This window comes from Streptomyces sp. NPDC107581, assembly GCF_055657175.1.
The window spans coordinates 101,645-119,663 of sequence record NZ_JBVKBH010000005.1 but is presented as its reverse complement, the minus strand read 5'-3'; the positions used below and the strand labels follow the sequence as shown (position 1 = coordinate 119,663).

7 protein-coding genes and 1 pseudogene are annotated in these 18,019 nt (G+C 72.9%); 5 read left to right on the top strand and 3 right to left on the bottom strand.

Features of this window, described 5'->3' with window-relative positions:
• The 3 genes and pseudogenes from ACZ7P3_RS13925 to ACZ7P3_RS13915 all read left to right on the top strand — a co-directional run.
• Positions 1–402: pseudogene (locus ACZ7P3_RS13925) on the top strand (hypothetical protein); the annotation flags it as partial.
• A gap of 386 nt (positions 403–788) precedes the next feature.
• The gene (locus tag ACZ7P3_RS13920) at positions 789–1,607 is read left to right on the top strand and encodes a maleylpyruvate isomerase family mycothiol-dependent enzyme (RefSeq protein ID WP_472081172.1); all 819 of its coding nucleotides are present in this window, start codon (positions 789–791) and stop codon (positions 1,605–1,607) included.
• A gap of 497 nt (positions 1,608–2,104) precedes the next feature.
• Positions 2,105–3,316: a S8 family peptidase gene (locus ACZ7P3_RS13915; RefSeq protein WP_472081170.1), complete on the top strand. Its 1,212-nt coding sequence runs from the start codon at positions 2,105–2,107 to the stop codon at positions 3,314–3,316.
• Positions 3,317–3,661: 345 nt separating this feature from the next.
• Here the strand turns inward: ACZ7P3_RS13915 and ACZ7P3_RS13910 are convergent, their stop codons facing one another.
• Positions 3,662–5,080, bottom strand: coding sequence for an MFS transporter (locus tag ACZ7P3_RS13910; protein WP_472081168.1), 1,419 nt, complete (start codon positions 5,078–5,080; stop codon positions 3,662–3,664).
• A gap of 177 nt (positions 5,081–5,257) precedes the next feature.
• Here ACZ7P3_RS13910 and ACZ7P3_RS13905 point away from each other — a divergent pair, with 177 nt between their 5' ends.
• Positions 5,258–13,843, top strand: coding sequence for a type I polyketide synthase (locus ACZ7P3_RS13905; protein ID WP_472081166.1), 8,586 nt, complete (start codon positions 5,258–5,260; stop codon positions 13,841–13,843).
• A 274-nt stretch (positions 13,844–14,117) separates the two neighbouring features.
• Here ACZ7P3_RS13905 and ACZ7P3_RS13900 read toward each other — a convergent pair whose 3' ends face one another.
• Entirely contained in the window at positions 14,118–15,089 is a 972-nt protein-coding gene (locus tag ACZ7P3_RS13900; RefSeq protein WP_472081164.1) for a LysR family transcriptional regulator, read from the bottom strand.
• Between the two features lie 72 nt (positions 15,090–15,161).
• Here ACZ7P3_RS13900 and ACZ7P3_RS13895 point away from each other — a divergent pair, with 72 nt between their 5' ends.
• Complete coding sequence (locus ACZ7P3_RS13895) at positions 15,162–16,049, top strand: SDR family NAD(P)-dependent oxidoreductase (protein ID WP_472081162.1); 888 nt, start codon at positions 15,162–15,164, stop codon at positions 16,047–16,049.
• Between the two features lie 97 nt (positions 16,050–16,146).
• Here the strand turns inward: ACZ7P3_RS13895 and ACZ7P3_RS13890 are convergent, their stop codons facing one another.
• Positions 16,147–17,505: an FAD-dependent oxidoreductase gene (locus ACZ7P3_RS13890; RefSeq protein ID WP_472081160.1), complete on the bottom strand. Its 1,359-nt coding sequence runs from the start codon at positions 17,503–17,505 to the stop codon at positions 16,147–16,149.
• Positions 17,506–18,019: the final 514 nt, after the last annotated feature.

Sequence of the window (18,019 nt, the reverse complement as noted above, 5' to 3'; positions counted from 1 at the left end):
CCGGTGAAGCCTGCGTATCCCGCGAAGCCCGCGTACCCGCAGCGCCCGATGAAGCCGGAGTACCCGCGGCACCCGATGAAGCCGATGAAGCCGGAGTACCCGCAGCATCCGATGAAGCCGATGAAGCCGGAGTACCCGCGGCACCCGATGAAGCCGATGAAGCCGGAGTACCCGCAGCATCCGATGAAGCCGATGAAGCCGGAGTACCCGCAGCATCCGATGAAGCCGATGAAGCCGGAGTACCCGCAGCATCCGATGAAGCCGATGAAGCCGATGAAGCCGGAGTACCCGCGGCACCCGATGAAGCCGGAGTACCCGCAGCATCCGATGAAGCCGGAGCATCCGATGAAGCCGATGAAGCCGCACCACGAGAAGTCGGAGTACGAGCGCGGGGACGACTGACCGCACGCGCGAGCACCGGTTGGCCCGAGCGCTTTCCTGCCTTCACCGGTGTCACCGCAGCCCCGGCGACCGACGCGGTGTGTTCTGCACCGTTTCGGACGACGGGGCTGCGATGGCGTGGCCGGTGACGCCGGTCATGTGGGTGGCGCGTGAGGGATCGCCGGACTCCGGCCGGATCATCCACCGGGCCGAGAAGTCGACCGGCCATGCCGCAGACCCCCGTCGGGGACGTCGACCAGACCGTGCAGCGCCATGTCGCCGTCCGATGGTGGATCATGATGCAGGACCGCGGGCGGCACCTGGCACACCGGCAGTCCGGTTGATGACGGTGGGACAGATCCCGTTGATGACGGTGGGTGTCCCACGAACGAAAGGGCTGACGCGACATGGAAAGTACCCCGACGGCGGTGCACCCGCTGCCGTACACGACGTACCGGCAGGCGATCGAGCGGGAGACGGCGCGCCTGGCCGAGGTGGTCGAGGGCGTGGACCCGGCAACCCCTGTGCCTTCCTGCCCCGACTGGACGGTGGGGGACCTCACCCGGCACGTGGGCAGCCTCCAGCGCTGGTTCAGCAGCCTGCTGACGCGGTTGGTACAGGAGCCGCCGCGGAGCCGAGACGTGGAGTTGGGGTTGCCGGACAGCCCGCACGCATACGCCCAGTGGGTGACCGCGGGCATCCCCGAGGTGGCCGCCGTGCTGGAGGCCACGGATCCCCAGGCGGCGATGTGGGCCTGGGGCGAGGACCAGCACGCCCGGTTCTGGGCCCGCCGGATGCTGTTCGAAACGCTGGTGCACCGGGTCGACGCGGAGCGGTCCGTCGGCCGGGAGTCGCCGATGGACCCCGTGCTCGCAGCGGACGGGGTCGACGAATTCCTCGTCAACCTGCCTCACGCCCACCTCTTCGCCCCGGCCGTGGCGCAACTGAGCGGCAGCGGCGAGACCATTGTCTTCCAGAGCGTCCACCCCGACACCGGTACCGATGAAGAGTGGCGGGTACGGCTGGAGGCGGACCGGTTCCGCCTGCTGCCCCGAGCGGCAGCCGGGGCGGACGCGGGAGACTCCGGCGCGCGGACGACGGTACGGGCGCCGGCAGCCGACCTCCTCCTTCTGCTCTACGGCCGCAGGTCGTACCAGGAGACCGCCTTCGACGTGGCGGGGGAGCCCGCGACACTGGACCACTGGTTCGCCCACACGGCCTTCTGAAACCACCCCGGGCACTCGCCCCCGTCGCACGGCCGGCGGGGGCGGTGCCATCTTCGGTGCCTTGGGCGTGGTCACGTAGACGTCGTCGGCCCGACTCACCGCCCCCGGACGTGGCCCACACCGCCGCCTCTCCGCGCCGACCAGCACATTGTCCGGGAGGGCGCGTCAGCGTACGGCCGGCGCAGCGAGACGCTGCCGGGACGCCGGCCTCTTGGACCCGGCGCCGTGCCCGCTCCTTGCACACGTGAACGGTCGGTGAAGAAATCGGCACGGATCATTCTTGACCGATCCTTGGTGATTCAACCAGCGCGAAGGGCTGCACGTTTGCTTTCGGGTTGCTTCGTACCTGCGTAAGTCCTGTGGAGATCCCTCATCGGTGGGGCGGTAAGGCTCCAGTCAGGGATTGATCTGCTCGCGACAAGTCGGCACGCTCCCAGAGCGCGAGCAGGCCCCTGCCGCGTGAAAGCAAATCCCCCCACACCACGAGGAGACCCCTCTTGACGGCGCATCACAAACGCATAGGCAAGGCCAAGACCGTCACCGCGGTCGCGGCCGCCGCAACCGTCGTCGGCACCGCCCTGTACGTGTCCCCCGCCGCCCAGGCCGATCAGCCCGCGGAAGGGCAGGTCTACGGCCTGCACGCCGAAGGAGCCGTGGCCGGCAGCTACATCGTTCTGATGGACCAGACGGCTTCCCCGGCCGAGAAGAAGGACCTGGCCACGGAGTACGGCGGCAAGCTCGGCCGGACCTACGGCTCCGCGGTCAACGGCTTCTCCGCCAGCGGCCTGTCCGAGACGGAGGCGAAGCACCTGGCCGGCGACCCCGCGGTTGCCAAGGTGGTGCAGAACAAGAAGTTCCACATCGACGCCACGCAGGACAACCCCCCGTCCTGGGGCCTGGACCGCATCGACCAGACGGACACCGCCGGCGACGGCAAGTACACCTACCCGGACAAGGCCGGGGAGGGGGTGACCGCGTACGTCATCGACACCGGCGTGCGCATCAGTCACAAGGACTTCGGTGGCCGCGCCAGTTACGGCTTCGACGCCGTCGACAACGACAACTCCGCCGACGACGGCAACGGCCACGGCACCCACGTGGCCGGCACCATCGCCGGAACCGCCCACGGTGTGGCCAAGAAGGCCAAGATCGTCGCGGTCAGGGTGCTCGACAACAACGGCTCCGGAACCACCGAGCAGGTCGTCGCCGGCATCGACTGGGTGACCAAGAACCACAAGGGGCCGTCGGTGGCCAACATGAGCCTCGGCGGATCCGCCGACCCGGCTCTCGACGCGGCGGTCGGCAAGGCCATCGCGTCGGGTGTCACGTTCGCGGTCGCCGCCGGCAACGAGTCGGCGGACGCGGGACAGTCGTCCCCGGCGCGTGTTCCCGAGGCCATCACCGTCGCTTCCAGCACCAAGGACGACGCCCAGTCGGACTTCTCCAACTTCGGCTCGGTGGTGGACCTGTACGCACCCGGTTCGGACATCACCTCCGACTGGAACGACAGCGACCAGGGGACCAAGACGATCTCCGGCACCTCCATGGCGACGCCGCACGTCACGGGAGCCGCTGCCGTCTATCTGGCCGGGCACCCGGACTCCACTCCCGCCCAGGTCGCCTCCGCGCTGACCGGCGCGGCAACCAGTGACAAGATCACCAATGCGGGCAGCGGAACGCCCAACAAGCTGCTGAAGGTGACCGAGTAGGTAGCCCTCCACTCGTTGCCCAGCACGAGAACACCGCAGCCCGGTGATGCCGTCAGCGCGTACAGCGTCGGCACCGCCGGGCTGCGTCGTTCCGGCCCCGCCATTCTTGCTCCGCCATTCCTGCTCCTGTGAGACCTGCGGGTGCCGTGCCGTGCCGTGCCGTGCCGCCTCGTGAAGTGTCGTGTCGTGCCGGACCGGCCGGATCCGGGCGCGGCGCGGACGCAGAGCACTCCATGAGTCGGTTACGACATGGTCATCAGCCACTACGTGGACATCGGTCATGACCTGGAGGTCGGCCGTGATGTGGGGATCGGCCATGACGTGGAGGTCGGGGATGTGCCGGTCCTACGGCGTTCGGCGCCTGGCCGGGATGCAGAGCCATGCGAGGGCCGCTGCGGTCAGGTAGGCGAGTGCGCCGATGGCCATGCTGGTGCGCAGCCCGGTGCTGTAGCTGTCTGCTGTGGCGAGCAGGCTGCCGCCGAGTGCCACACCGCTGGCGCTGCCGATCTGGCGGGTGGTGTTGAACAGGGCGGAGGCGGTCCCCGAGTACTTCGGGGGCGCCGCGGCCATCATGGTGGCGGTCGATCCGGTGAGGGCGAAGGAGGTGCCGAACCCCGCGGCCATCATCGGGGCCACCAGCAGCGGGTAGGCGGGATCGGGCCCCGCCGCGGCCCAGCCGGCCAGGCCCAGGGCGGCCAGGAGCATGCCGGAGACCACCAGCGGGCGATCACCGGTACGACGGCTCAGCCGCCCGGACAGGACGGAGGCGAACGTGGTCATCGCCACCGCCGGGAACAGCGCCGCTCCGGTGCGCAGTGCGCTGTAGCCGCGCTGGTGCTGGAATTCCAGGCTGGCGGTGAAGACCATGCCGTAGAAGGCCAGGTTGAACAGCATGCCGATGACGGCTCCGCCGCTCATCGCACGCGAGCGCAACAGGTCCAGCGGAAGGGCGGGAGACCGGGCCAGCCGCTCGCGCAGCGCGAACGCCGCGGCGGCCAGCACGGCCAGCCCCGCTCCGGCGAGGACCGCGGGGTCGGACCAGCCCCTGCGTCCGGCCTCGTTGAGTGCGGCCGTCAGCAGCGCCACCGCCGTCACCACCGCGCACTGCGCCGGCCAGTCCAGGGCCCGGTCGGGGTGCCGGGCCGAACGTGCCACGTACCGCAGCGTCGACACCAGGCAGGCGACGCCGACGGGCAGATTGATGAGGAACACCCACCGCCAGCCCACCGTGGAGACCAGCAGCCCGCCCAGCAGCGGTCCGGCGGAGGCGGCGATGCCTGCCATCGAACCCCACAGCCCGTAGGCCCGCGACCGTGCTGCCGGCTCCGGGTAGGCCTGTTGGAGCAGGGCCAGCGACCCCGGGACGATCAGTGCGGCGCCGAGCCCCTCCACCAGCCGTGCCGCCACCAGGAAGAGGGCGCTCGGCGCGAGCGCGCACGCGGCCGAGGACACCGTGAACACCGCCACGCCCGAGCAGAAGACACGTCGGTGCCCCAGGCGGTCGCCCAGTGCGCCGGCGGTCAGCAGGAGCCCGGCGAACACCAGGGTGTACCCATCAGTGATCCACTGGATGCCGGTGAGCGAGGCCTTGAGTTCCCGGCCGATCACCGGCACGGCGACGTTGATGACGGTCACGTCGAGGATCACCATGAAGTACCCGGCGCACACCGCCAGCAGCGGCGCGAAGGGCGGCCGGCCGGACACCGGGGCCGAGACGGCAGGGGGCAGGGCCTCACCTGCACCGCCCGACTCTGCGAACGCCACGTCCCCCACTCCATCCCGTCCACGGAGTGCCTGTACCGAACATCACAATAAGGGACATATTGCCGACAGGGCGGGAACCGGGCTCCGGGACGGCGTGCCAGCGGCTCCCCGGGCCGCTGTCAGTCCGCGAGCCTATAGTCGATCTGTGTCGGGGGCAGGTGCGCAAAAGGGGTGGGAATGACGGGGGTTCGCGGGGAGCTGGTCCGTCCATTGGCGGAAACCGTGCGGGCGCATGCGGCACGGATGGGGGAGAGGACCGCTTTCCGGGATGTGCGCCGGGGAGTGACCTGGGGGGAGCTGGAGGAGCGCACGGCGCGGATCGCGGGCCACCTCGCACGGCTGGGCGTGCGCCGCGGAGACCCGGTGGCGTTCTGTCTGCCGAACGGCGTGGAGGCGGTGGAGAGTTGCCTGGCGGCGGTGCGCGCGGGCGCTGTGGGAGTGCCACTGGATCCGGGGGCGACGGAGGCCGAGTTGATCCATGCCCTCGCCGACAGCGGAGCGGTGGCGCTCGTGATCGAGGCGTCACTGCTGGAGAGGTCGGCACGGGCGCTTGCCGACCGGCCGTCGCTGCGGACGGTGGTGGTCGTGGGCGCATACGGTCTGCCGTCCGGTGCACCCGCGGGCGCGGTCTCGCGCAAGGACCTGCCCACGGGCGCGGCATCACTCGTGGACCTGCCCACGAGCACGATCGCGCAGGCCCACGCAACCTCGGGCGCGGCATCGCTCGTGGACCTGCCCACGAGCACGGTCGCGCAGGCCCACGCAACCTCGGGCGCGGCATCGCTCGTGGACCTGCCCACGAGCACGGTCGCCCAGGCCCACGCACCCACGGGCGCGGTCTCGTACGAGGAACTCGCCCGGACCGATCCGGGCCGCCCGCCGCGCGACGATCTCGGCCTGGACGAACCGGCCTGGATCCTTTACACCTCGGGCACCACCGGCGAGCGAAAGGGCGTTGTGGCGAGCCAGAAGGCCGCGCTGTGGTCGACAGCCGCCGCCTATGCGCCGCTCTTCGGTCTGTCCGCGGAGGACCGGCTGCTGTGGCCGCTGCCGATGCACCACGCCTACGCCTACTCGCTGGGCATCCTCGGGGTGATGGCCACGGGCGCGAGCGCCTACCTCCTGGACAGGGGCGTGGACATCGTGGAGGCGCTGCAACGGCAGCCGCTGCAGGAGCCGTTCACCATGCTCGCCGGGGTGCCGGCCACCTATCACCTGCTGGTGAGTGCGTTGCGGGAGGCCCCGCATCCACCGGCCGGCCTCCGGCTGTGCGTCACCGCCGGAGCGCCCTGTCCTGCGGAACTCGCCGACCGCGTCGAGGAGTTGCTGGGCGCACCGCTGCTGGACGGTTACGGTGCCACCGAAGTCTGCGGCAAGATCGCGGTCGAGCGGTTCGACGTTCCGCTGCCGGAGCGCGTGCCGCAGCCGGTGCCCGGAGTCGAGGTCCGGGTGGCCGACCCGGTGTCCGGGGACAGTGCCGCGGACGGTGACGAGGGCGAGATCTGGGTCCGCGGCCCCGGGGTGATGATCGGCTACCACAACCGCCCCGAGAGCACCGCGCAGGCGCTGCGGGACGGCTGGTACCGCACGGGTGACCTGGGCCACCGCGAGCCGGGCGGCGGGCTGCGGGTCACCGGCCGGGTGAGCGACCTGATCATCCGCGGCGGCCAGAACATCAACCCGGTCGAGGTGGAGCAGTTGCTCCTGTCCTGCCCCGGTGTCGCGGACGCGGCCGTCGTCGGCCGGCCGCACGACGTCCTGGGGGAGGTTCCGGTGGCGTTCGTCGTCCCCGGACCGGACGGAGCCGACCTGGCACAGCTGGATGCTGCCGACTTGGCACGGCTGGACGCTGCCGACTTGGCACGGCGCGATGGTGTAGACCTGGCACGGCTGCGGCGCGTGTGCCAAGAGCGGCTGTCCGCGTACAAGGTGCCGGACGAGATCCTGCCGGCCGATTCGGTACCCCGCACCTCCTCCGGCAAGATCCGACGGGCCGTCCTGGCCGAGCGGTTGACCGAGGCCCTCGGCACCGGACGGAGGAAGGCCTCCGCCGGGCTGCGGGCCCGGCTGCTGGCGCTGCCCGCCCCCGAGCGGCACCGCGCCCTGCTGAGCCTTGTCGTCGACGCCACGGCCGAGGCGTGCGACGACGAGGGGCCCGGCCCGGAGCCGGGCCGGGCCTTCACCGATCTGGGGGTCGGCTCCCTGCAGGGCGTGCTGCTGCGCGACCGGCTCGGGGCGGTGACCGGCCTGGAACTGCCCGCGACCCTGGTGTTCGACCGTCCGACACCGGACGCGGTGGCAGAGTTGCTGTACGACGCTCTGCTCGGCGCCCCCTTCCCGCCCGCGCGGGCGGCCAGGTACGGCACGGGCGGCAACACCCCGCCGCCCGACGAGCCGGTGGCCATCGTTGCGATGGCCTGCCGTTATCCGGGACTGGTGGACGACGTCTCCTCGCCGGAGGAGCTGTGGCGGCTGATCGCGGACGGCACGGACGCCACTTCCTCGTTCCCCGCCGACCGTGGCTGGGACCTGGCCGGGCTGTTCGACTCCGACCCGGACCGGCCCGGCACCTCGGTCACCCGCCGCGGCGGCTTCCTGCGCCGTGCGGCCGACTTCGACGCCGACTTCTTCGGCATGTCCCCGCGGGAGGCGCTGGCCACCGATCCACAGCAGCGGCTGCTTCTGGAGACCGCCTGGGAGGTCGTGGAACGGGCGGGCATCGCCCCCGGCACCCTGCGCGGCAGCGACACCGGGGTCTTCGTCGGCATCATGCACGGCGACTACGGGGGCCGTCTGCTGCACCGCGGAGGCCACGCGTACGAGGCCCACCTGGCGCTCGGCTCCGCGGGCAGCGTGGCATCCGGGCGCATCGCCTACTCCCTCGGCCTGGAGGGGCCCGCGGTGACGGTGGACACGGCCTGCTCCTCGTCACTGGTGGCGATGGACTGGGCGGCGCGGGCGCTGCGCTCGGGCCAGTGCGCGCTGGCCGTGGCCGGCGGGGCCACCGTCATGGCCTCCCCGGTGCCGTTCGTCGCGTTCAGCAGGCTGCGGGGTCTGGCGCCCGACGGGCGATGCAAGCCGTTCTCGGCCGCGGCCGACGGCACCGCCTGGGGCGAGGGCGTCGGTCTAGTCCTGTTGGAACGGCTCGCCGACGCCCGGCGCCACGGCCATCCGGTACTGGCCGTGCTCCGAGGTTCCGCGGTCAACGGCGACGGCGCGTCCAACGGCCTGACCGCTCCCAGCGGCCCCGCCCAGGAGCGGGTGATCGGCGACGCTCTGGCCGCCGCCGGGCTCGCCCCGGCCGACATCGACGCCGTCGAGGCCCACGGCACCGGCACCCCGCTGGGCGACCCCATCGAAGCCCGGGCGCTCCTGGCCGCGTACGGACGCGGCCGCCCGGCCGAACGGCCGCTGTGGCTGGGATCGCTGAAGTCCAACATCGGACACACCCAGGCCGCGGCGGGCATCGCCGGAGTGATCAAGACCGTACTGGCGATGCGGCACGGGCTGCTCCCGCGCACCCTGCACGCCGATGACCCGTCACCGGGTGTGGACTGGTCCTCGGGCACGGTGCGGCTGCTGACACACGAGCAGCCGTGGCACCCCGCTCCCGGACGCCCGCGCCGCGCCGCCGTGTCCGCCTTCGGCATCGGCGGAACCAACGCCCACGTGATCCTCGAGGAAGCGGCCCCGGACCAGGACGACCCGGACCACGCGAGCACCCGCGCCGCCCCGGAGCCGCCGGTCCTGCTGTCCGGTGCGAGCCCCGAGGCGGTGCGTGCCCAGGCGCGGCGTACGGCAGCGCTCCTGCGCGCACGGCCCGAACTGCCGCTGCAGGACGTCGCGTTCTCCCTCGCGACCTCCCGTACGGCGCTCCGCCACCGAGCGGCGCTGCCCGTCCAGGACCGCGCCGCCCTGCTGAGCGACCTGGACCGGCTCTCGGCCGGGGCGACGACCGTCGTACCCTCCCCGGCCCGGCCGGGCGGACGGCTGGCGCTGCTCTTCACCGGCCAGGGCGCCGGATGGCCGGGCCTGGGCCGCGAGCTGCACCACACGTACCCCGTGTTCGCCGACGCGTTCGACGCCCTGTGCGACCGGTTCGACTCCATCGGCGTCGGGGACCGGCCCCTGCGCGAGGCCCTGTGGGACGCGCCGGACCCGGCGGCCGGCGCTGGGCAGAGCCGGACCGACACCGCCCAGGCCGGCCTCTTCGCGTTCGAGGTCGCCCTGTTCCGGCTGCTCACGTCCTGGGGGCTGCGCCCGGACTTCGTCGCCGGCCACTCCGTCGGCGAGCTGGCCGCGGCACATGCGGCCGGGATCCTCTCGGAACGGGACGCCACCGAACTGGTCGCCGCCCGGGGGCGGGCGATGCAGCAGCTCCCGGCGGGCGGAGCCATGGTGTCCCTGGACGCCACCGAGGAGGAGACCAGGACGGCGCTGGCGCAATGGCCCCAGGCGGCCGGACCGGTGGCGATCGCGGCGGTGAACGGACCACGGTCGGTCGTCCTCTCCGGAGCGGAGCAGACGGTCACGGCACTCGCGGCACGCTTCGAGGCCCGCGGGCGTCGCACCGTACGGCTGCGCACCGGCCACGCCTTCCACTCGCCGCTGGTCGAACCGGCGCTCGCGGAATTCGGCCGTGCGGCATCGCGCGTCACCTACCGTGAGCCCCGCATCGCGGTCGTCTCGGCTACGACCGGTCGCCGGGCGACCGGCGACGACCTGCGCTCGGCGGCCTACTGGGTCCGCCACGCCCGAGACACGGTCCGGTTCGCGGACGCCGTACGGCATCTGGCCGTTGAAGCGGGGGTGACCGCCTTCGCCGAGGTCGGCCCGGGTGCCCACCTCACCTCGACCGCGATGACCACCGTCGGGGCTTCCGGCGACCTGGTCTTCACCCCGACGGTGAGGCCCGGCCCACCGGAGGCCAGCACGGTCCTGGCGGCACTCGCCCTGCTGCACGCGCACGGCACGGCAATCGACTGGGAGGCCGTGCACCGGGGCCACAGAGGCAGGCGCGCCCGGCGGGTGGACCTGCCCACCTACCCCTTCCAACGCCAACGCCACTGGCTGGCCGAGCCGTCCGACCCCACACCGAGCGCCCCTCGGACCACCACCGGTCATGCGGTGCTGACCTCGACGACCAGCCTCCCGGACACGGAACGCGTGCTCTGCACCGGCCACCTGTCGGACTCCGGCCAGCCCTGGCTGCGCGACCACGCCGTCGCCGGGCGCCTGCTCGTGCCCGCCGCCGCCCTCGCCGACATGGCGCTGCACGCGGGTGGCATCAGCGGGCTGGATGTCCTGGAGGAGCTGACACTGCTGCTGCCCCTGGAACTGCCCGGCTCCGGCCAGCGCGTCGAGGTGCAGGTGGCGCTCGGCGAACCGGAGCCGTCCGGCCGCCGGAGCGTCGACATCCACGCCCGCTCCGAGGACTCCGGTCCGGTCGGTACGTGGACCCACCACGCCACCGGCAGGCTGGGACGACGGGCCGCCGACCAGGGGCCGGACCGCGGGCCACAGCAGCCCTGGCCGCCCCGGGACGCCGTACCCGTCGACCTGACCGGGGCCTACGACCGCCTGGCAGGCGCGGGCTACGCCTACGGTCCGGCCTTCCGATGCGTGCGGGCCATGTGGCGGGACGGCGACGACCTGCTCGCCGATGTGCGCCTGCCCGACACGGCCGTGGGAGAGGCACAGCACTACGGCGTCCACCCCGCGTTGCTCGACGCCGCCGTACACGCGTCGCTGCTGGTTTCGGTCGATCCGGCAGAGCCCGACCCCGCCGCCCCGACGCGGCTGCCGTTCGTCTGGCGGGGCGTCAGCCGTTCCGCCACAGGCGTCACGGCGCTGCGCGTCCGGCTGCGCTCCACCGGGACGGACACGGTCGCCGCCGACCTCACCGACCCGGCCGGCAGGCGGGTGCTCCGGGTGGAGGCACTGACCACCCGGGTGGTCCCGGGCACCTCAGCCGCCGGCGAACCGGCGCAGTCCCGGCCGTTGTACCGCCCGGAGTGGACCGCCGCAGCCCTCGCCCGCTCGTCCATGCCCGCCTTCACGACGGCGTCCCCGGACGACCTCGACCTGGCCTCAGCACTCTCCGGCACGGCCGAAGCAGAGGCACCCTCATCGGTCTCCGCGGGAGCGGCGGCGCTTGCGTCCTCCGCCGGCGTCCCCGATCGCGAAGCTTCCATCGGCCTTCCCCTCGCATCTGCCGTCGCAGCCGACGCCCCAACCCTCCTCGTCTCCCTGGCGGCGCCTGGCCCGTCCACCACCCCGGCCGCCGGTGCCCGCGACCTGGTCACGCGTGCCCTGGCCCTTCTGCACGAGCGGCTGCCCACCCTGGCTCCGGGATCGCGGCTGGTCCTGGTGACCCGCGGCGCGACCGGTGCGGACCCGGACCTGCCCGCCGCCGCGGTCTGGGGGCTGATGCGCAGCGCACAGTCGGAGTACCCCGGGCGCATCGCGGTCATCGATGTCGACGACCACCCCGAGTCACTGCGCCGCCTGACGGCTGCCGCGGCGACCGGCGAACCCCAACTCGCCATCCGTGCGGGCGAGGTAAAGGTGCCACGGCTCGGACGGCCGACCACCGCACGTTCCACTGGGCGTCCGTTCGCACAGGACGGCACCGTGCTGATCACCGGAGGCACAGGGGCTCTCGGCGCCCTGCTGGCAGTGCATCTGACGGAGCGTCATAACGTGCGCAGACTCGTGCTCACCAGCCGAAGCGGTCCCGAGTCACCGAGTGCACGGCGTCTGAGGGAGGAGATCGAGCGGGCCGGCGGCCGGGTGGACGTGCTCGCCTGCGACGCCGCCGACCGGACCGCACTGGCCGAGGTGGTCGACCGGTACGCGGGAGAGCTGACCGGCGTGGTCCACACGGCGGGTGTCCTCGACGACGGTGTGCTGGAGGCACAGACGCCCGAGCGGCTCACGGCCGTGCTGCGACCGAAAGCGGACGCGGCCTGGTACCTCCACGAGCTGACGAAGGACCTGCCCCTGTCGCAGTTCGTGCTCTTCTCCTCGGCGGCCGGCCTGCTCGGCAATCCCGGCCAGGCGGGCTACGCCGCCGCGAACGCGTTCCTGGACGCCCTCGCGCTGCACAGGGTCGCTCTGGGGATGCCCGCTCTCTCCTTGGCGTGGGGACCGTGGGCCGGACCCGGCGGAATGGCGGCCCGTACCGGACGCACCGCCGACGGTGTGCTGCGCGCCGTCACCCCTGCCGAAGGCCTGGCGCTGTTCGATGCCGCTCTGGAGACGGGCGAGCCGGTCCTCGCCCCACTGCCGCTGGAGACGAGGGGCGGTACGGCGGGTACGGCACGACGACCGGTTCCGCCGCCACTGCAGGGTCTGCTGCGCCCGCCCGCAGCTGCGGCGGCCCCGGAGGGGCACCTCGGCGACGGAGGCACGCCGGCCGGCACCGCCCAGGCGGCCACGCACGACTCGCCGGGCATGTGGCGCGAGCGGCTGGCGCGGCTGCCTGCCGACGACCGCGCTCCCGCGCTGCTCTCGCTCGTCCGGGAGACGGTGGCCGATGTGCTCGGCCATCCCGACGCGGCCGCCGTGACGGTCGACCGTGCTTTCACGGAGCTGGGCCTCGACTCCCTCACAGCGGTTCTGCTGCGCAACCGGCTGACTCTGCTCACCGGCCTGGACCTCCCCGCCACCGTCACCTTCGACCTGCCCACCACCGAACGACTGGCCGGCCACCTGCTCACCGCGCTGCGCGAGACGCGGCCCCGCCGCGCGACAGCCGCCACCGCGCCGCCACACGCCGCGCCGCCACACGCCGCGCTGCCACACGCCGCGCTGCCACACGCCGCGCTGCCACACGCCGCGCTGCCACACGCCGCGTCCTCACACGCCGCGCTGCCACACTTCGCACCAATGCGCTCGCCCCAGACGCTCGCCTCGCTCTACCGCCGCGTCTGCGGCACCGGTGACGTCGTATCGGCGATGCACCTGCTCGTGACCGCCTCGCTGGCCGTCCCCGGCTTCGGCCGCGAGGACGCCGCCGCGCACGCCGTGCCCCCACGCCACCTGGCCACGGGCCCGGCCCACCGGGCGCCCCTGGTGTGCTTCCCCGGGTTCTCCCCGGCCCTGGGCAGGCCCTGGTACGCGGAGCTCGCACGCCACTTCGACGGGGACCGGGACGTTCTGGAGATGCGGCATCCCGGAATCACCTCCGGTGACGTGCTGCCGCGCGACTGGCAGACCCTGGTGGACCTGCACGCGGCGGCCCTGCGCGAGCAACTGGGCGACCGTCGGCCCGTGTTGTTGGGCTGGTCGATGGGCGGCTACCCGGCGCATGCCGTGGCCGCGCGGCTGGCCGCGACCGGCGCCCCGCCCGCCGGCCTGGTCCTCGTCGACACCTACCACGTGACACCCGAACGGGAGGCCGAGCCCTGGCTGCTCGCCCTGCCCGCCCGCGCGGCCCTGGCGATGGGGGAGGGGTTCGACACCGCGGTGGAGGACATGGCCCTGGCCGCACTCGGGGCCTACACCCGGATGCTGCGCGGCTGGAGGCCCGAACCGGCGGCCGTACCCACCCTCCTGGTCCGCGCCACCGAGCGGCTGCCGGAGATGCGCACCCACGGCGGCCGGGAGACGCAGAACGACGACTGGCGGGCCTCCTGGCCGCAGACGTCGGACACCACGGACGTCCCGGGCGACCACTGGACCATGACCGAGGAGCACGCACCCACCACGGCACAGGCGATCCGCGGCTGGCTCAGCGGTCTCGGAGGAACTGCAGGGTGAGACACCGCCCGCACGGTGCGGTGTCCCCGCCGGAGGGAACCGGCAGGAACGCCACCGGCTCATCCTCGACGACCACTGCTCGTGGGTGCCGCCGAGTGGGAACCGACGGGGTCACCACTGGCAACCACTGGCTCACCCTCGCCGTCCCACTGCTCGTGGGTGCCGCCGAGAGGGAGCCGACGGGGTCACCGACGGGCCGCCCTCGCCGTCCCACCGCGCGTGGGTGCCACCGGCGTTCCGCCGCGCGTTCCTGCCCGCCGGCGCGGTGCCGTCGTCACGAAGGCGGCGAGGGCGAAGCGGTCGCGCCGGGATCGGAAACGGTCCTGTCGGCATCGAGGGCCGCGGCACGGGGGGCGGTCGCCACGCGGGTGACCGGCTCGGCCGGCGGTCCTGGAAGACGGGCCAGGAGCAGGCGCCGCTGCTCCTGGGGCCCGCCACGGACAGGAAGAATGCGTACACCCGCCGGCGCGGCCGGGCGGAGCACGGCGGGTACGGTGGTCAGCCCGCACCCCGCGGCGACGAGGTGGAGCTTGGCCAGCCAGTCACGCGCGGTGTGAGCGATCTCGGGGCGCTCGTCCAGTCCCGGCCACACGCCCATCAGGCCGTCCTCTCCGGCCGGGGAACCGACGATCCAGCGCTGCCCGCGCAGATCGGCCACGTCGATGGAGTCGCCGCGGGCCAGAGGGTGAGCGGCGGGCACCGCGACGCACAGGGGGCGTTCGGTGAGAGTCCGCAGCGCGAGCGGGGGCGACTCCGCGTCCGGCGGGCGGAACGGCGGCGCCGAGGCGAGCAGGGCCAGATCCAGGCTGCCGGCCCGCAGGGCGCGCACCAGCGCCGGGGTACCGCCCTCACGGCCGACCACGTCCAGGCCCGGATCCGAGCGGCGCAGCGCGGCCAGGGCCCTGGGCACGAGGACGGCTCCGGCGCTGGGAAACCACCCCAGACGGACCGTCCCCGACTGTCCGGGCAGTCCGGACAGCTCCCTCGCGGCCGCGTCGATCTCGTCGAGCACGAGCGTCGCCCGGCGCATCACGACGCGGCCCGCCGCGGTCAGCCGCACTCCGTCGCGGCGCCGCTCCAGCAGCTCCGCGCCCGCCGCCCGCTCGATCGCGGCGATCTGCCGGGACACCGCCGACTGCGTGTAGCCCAGCGACGCCGCGGCCGCGGTGAACGTCCCCTGTTCGCTCACCGCGCGGAAGACCCGCAGCGCGGTGAGCGACACATCCGTGAAGCTGCTCCTACCCATGACGATTACGCATACTAGCGGTGCCGAACTTTCGTTGGACTCATGTACTCGGCGTTTTCTAACGTGGCAGGCATGAACGGCTCACGCATCGCCCTCGTCACGGGCGCCAACCAAGGACTCGGCCGCGCGCTCGTCGAAGGACTGGCGGCCGGCATGAACCCGGACGACCTGGTCCTGCTCACCGGCCGCAGCCGGCAGCGGGTGACGGACGCCGCCCGCGAGGTGGCGCAACTGCCCGGCACCCGCGCCCGCGTCGAGGGCCGGGTCCTGGACGTCACCGACACCGGCTCCATCGCCCACCTCGCCGAGGGCCTTCAGGCCCGGCACGGAGGCGTCGACATCGTCATCTCCAACGCCGTCGCCCGGCTGCTGCCGGACGAGTCGCAGGCCGCGCGCGCCGACGAATGCATCGACGTCTCCAACACCGCCACCCATGCGGTCCTGCGCTCCTTCGGCCCGGTCCTGCGTCCGGGCGGCCGGCTGATCGTCGTGGCCAGCAGCCTCGGCACTCTCGGTCACCTCGACCCGCGGCTGCACCCTCTCTTCGACGGCGTGAACCTCGACCAGGTGGAACACGCCGTCGAGTCCTGGCGCACCGCCGTCCACGACGGGACCGCCGAAGAGTCGGGCTGGCCACGCTGGCTGAACGTGCCCTCGAAGGTCGCCCAGGTCGCCGCCGTCCGCGCGGTCGCGGCCGAACGCCGTGAGCACGATCTCGCCGCCGGCACCCTGATCGCCTCCGTGTGCCCGGGCATGGTCGACACCGCCACCTCACGCCCCTGGTTCAGCGACTACAGCCAGGCCCAGTCGCCCGCCCAGGCCGCCCGGGCCGTGCTCGACCTGGTCCTCGCCGAGCACGTGGATCCTGCCCACTACGGCGAGCTGGTCCGCTTCGGCAAGGCCCTGCCCTGGCACGAAGGCGAGCCCCTGGTGGAACAGGACCGCATGCTCACACCTTGAACGCACCGCCGTCACCCACCCCGGCAGCAAGGAGGTCCTTGCTGCTGCCGGCCGAGCCGGATCCCCAGCGCGATGAGTCACGCGATCAGCCATGCGATCAGTCACCTGCCGGGCGCCGCGGCGGGGCCGAGGTCAGCACCTTCAGCGCCACCGCGGGATGGAACAGGGAGGCCGGAGAAGCCACCATGTTCACCACTCGGACGAACTTCGCCCACACTGCCGCGTCCTTCACCGCCGTGTGGAACAGACGCCGGTTGTACCAGTGGGCGAAGCGCGCGGCGAGGGGCCGGCGGTCGGGGTTCCACATGAGGTCCGAGTTGGTGGACAGCGTCCAGGGGCCCAGCAGCAGACGGCCCACCCTCTTCTGGAAGCTTCCGGACAGGCCGTCCAGCCGCGCGGACGCGCTCTGCCGGGCCAGCATGCCCTGCAGCAGCTCCGCCTCCATCGCGGCCACGGTAAGGCCCTGGCCGTAGACGGGGTTGAAGACGCAGACGGAGTCACCGAGGGCGACGAGCCGGTCCGGCCAGTTCTTGACGGCGTGGTAGGGCCGCCACTGATTGTCGACGTTCGTGTACCGGTAGGTGGGCTCCTGGACGGTGCTCCGGCCCACGTGCTCGGCCAGGCGCGGGTTGTTGAGGCCCTCGGCGAACGCCAGGTAGCCCTTGTCGTCGGTCGGCACCTGGTCCTGGAAGGCGAACAGCGAGCACGTCCACCGGTTGCGCTCCACGGCGAGCAGAACTCCGCCCCGGCGGACGCGGGGAGCGAACAGCATCTGGTAGGCCACGTAGAAGTCGGGGTGGTCGGGATGGCCTTCCTCGGGCCGGTCGAGGTTCATCGACGTGTACGTGATCTTGGCCTTCACGGTCCGCTTCGGCGGCACGGTGATCCCCATCCCGCGCAGCCAGTCGGGCAGGGAGCTGGAGCGTCCCGAGGCGTCGACGACCAGATCGGCGGCCAGTTCGAGGGGCTCCGCGCCCTGCGGGCGGCACGTCACTCCGCTGACCCGGCCCGAGGCGTCCCGGGTCAGTCCCGTGCACTGGGTGGACGGCATGAGCGTGACCTCGGGACGTGCGAGCACCTTGCGCCGCAGCCGGCGTTCCAGTTCGTCGCGGGTGAAGGTCTGGATCCGCACCCCGGTGTGCTTGCGGGGGGCGAGCCCGACGGGCAGCAGGAAGTCGATGCCCTCCCCGTAGTCGAAGACCGGCGCCCCCGCCGCCCTCAACTCCTCGCGCAGCCCGGGAAACAGCCGCTCCAGGATCTCCCCGCCCTTGGCCAGCATCGCGTGCGCGTGGTAGCCCTGCGGGGCGCCCGGATGGACGCCGCTGTCCTCGTCGACGGCGTCCCGTTCCACCAGGACGACCTCGGCGAAGAAGTCGCTCAGCACCCGCGCGGTCACCAGTCCCGCGTAGCTGCCACCGATGACAACGGCCTTGCCCCAAGGGCGCTCTGCACTCATGTCGTCTCCCGTGTGTGACCGGACCAGCGCGATCAAGCAGGTCAACGACCCCGCCGAGGGGCTGGACACGGGGCTCGGGAAGCACCGGGGGAGCGCGCTGCGGCCTCACGATCCGGACCGTGCTCCCGACCCGCGCCGCGCCCCCAACGTACGACTCCTCCGGCCTCCGGCCCGCTCGCACCGGGAACATCGCCCTGATCGCCGACGCCCTCCTGCCCACCGCCCGTGTCACCCGAAACCCGCCCTCGACGACGGTGACGCAAAACAGGCGCCGGCACGCTTCTGCGCGAGGCTGCCCGGGCGGGAGACCGCCGAGGCCGCGCCCGAACCCGGCGCGCGAGAGGCCGGCCACCTGCCCCCGGGGCGACGTCAGGGTGCCGCTGGACCCGGCCACCCCTTCCGCCTCTTCCGGGACGGCAACGGCGGTGGACGACTCCGGATCCCGTCCAGTCGGCGGCGTCCCACTGCGCCTGTGTCCAGGCCAGCTGTGCGTCGCTCAGCGGGGGATCGAACC

Coding starts and splice junctions, on each gene's coding strand:
- ACZ7P3_RS13890 (WP_472081160.1), bottom strand. CDS start 17,505: ATGAGTGCAGAGCGCCCTTGGGGCAAGGCCGTTGTCATCGGTGGCAGC.
- ACZ7P3_RS13920 (WP_472081172.1), top strand. CDS start 789: ATGGAAAGTACCCCGACGGCGGTGCACCCGCTGCCGTACACGACGTAC.
- ACZ7P3_RS13895 (WP_472081162.1), top strand. CDS start 15,162: ATGAACGGCTCACGCATCGCCCTCGTCACGGGCGCCAACCAAGGACTC.
- ACZ7P3_RS13900 (WP_472081164.1), bottom strand. CDS start 15,089: ATGGGTAGGAGCAGCTTCACGGATGTGTCGCTCACCGCGCTGCGGGTC.
- ACZ7P3_RS13905 (WP_472081166.1), top strand. CDS start 5,258: ATGACGGGGGTTCGCGGGGAGCTGGTCCGTCCATTGGCGGAAACCGTG.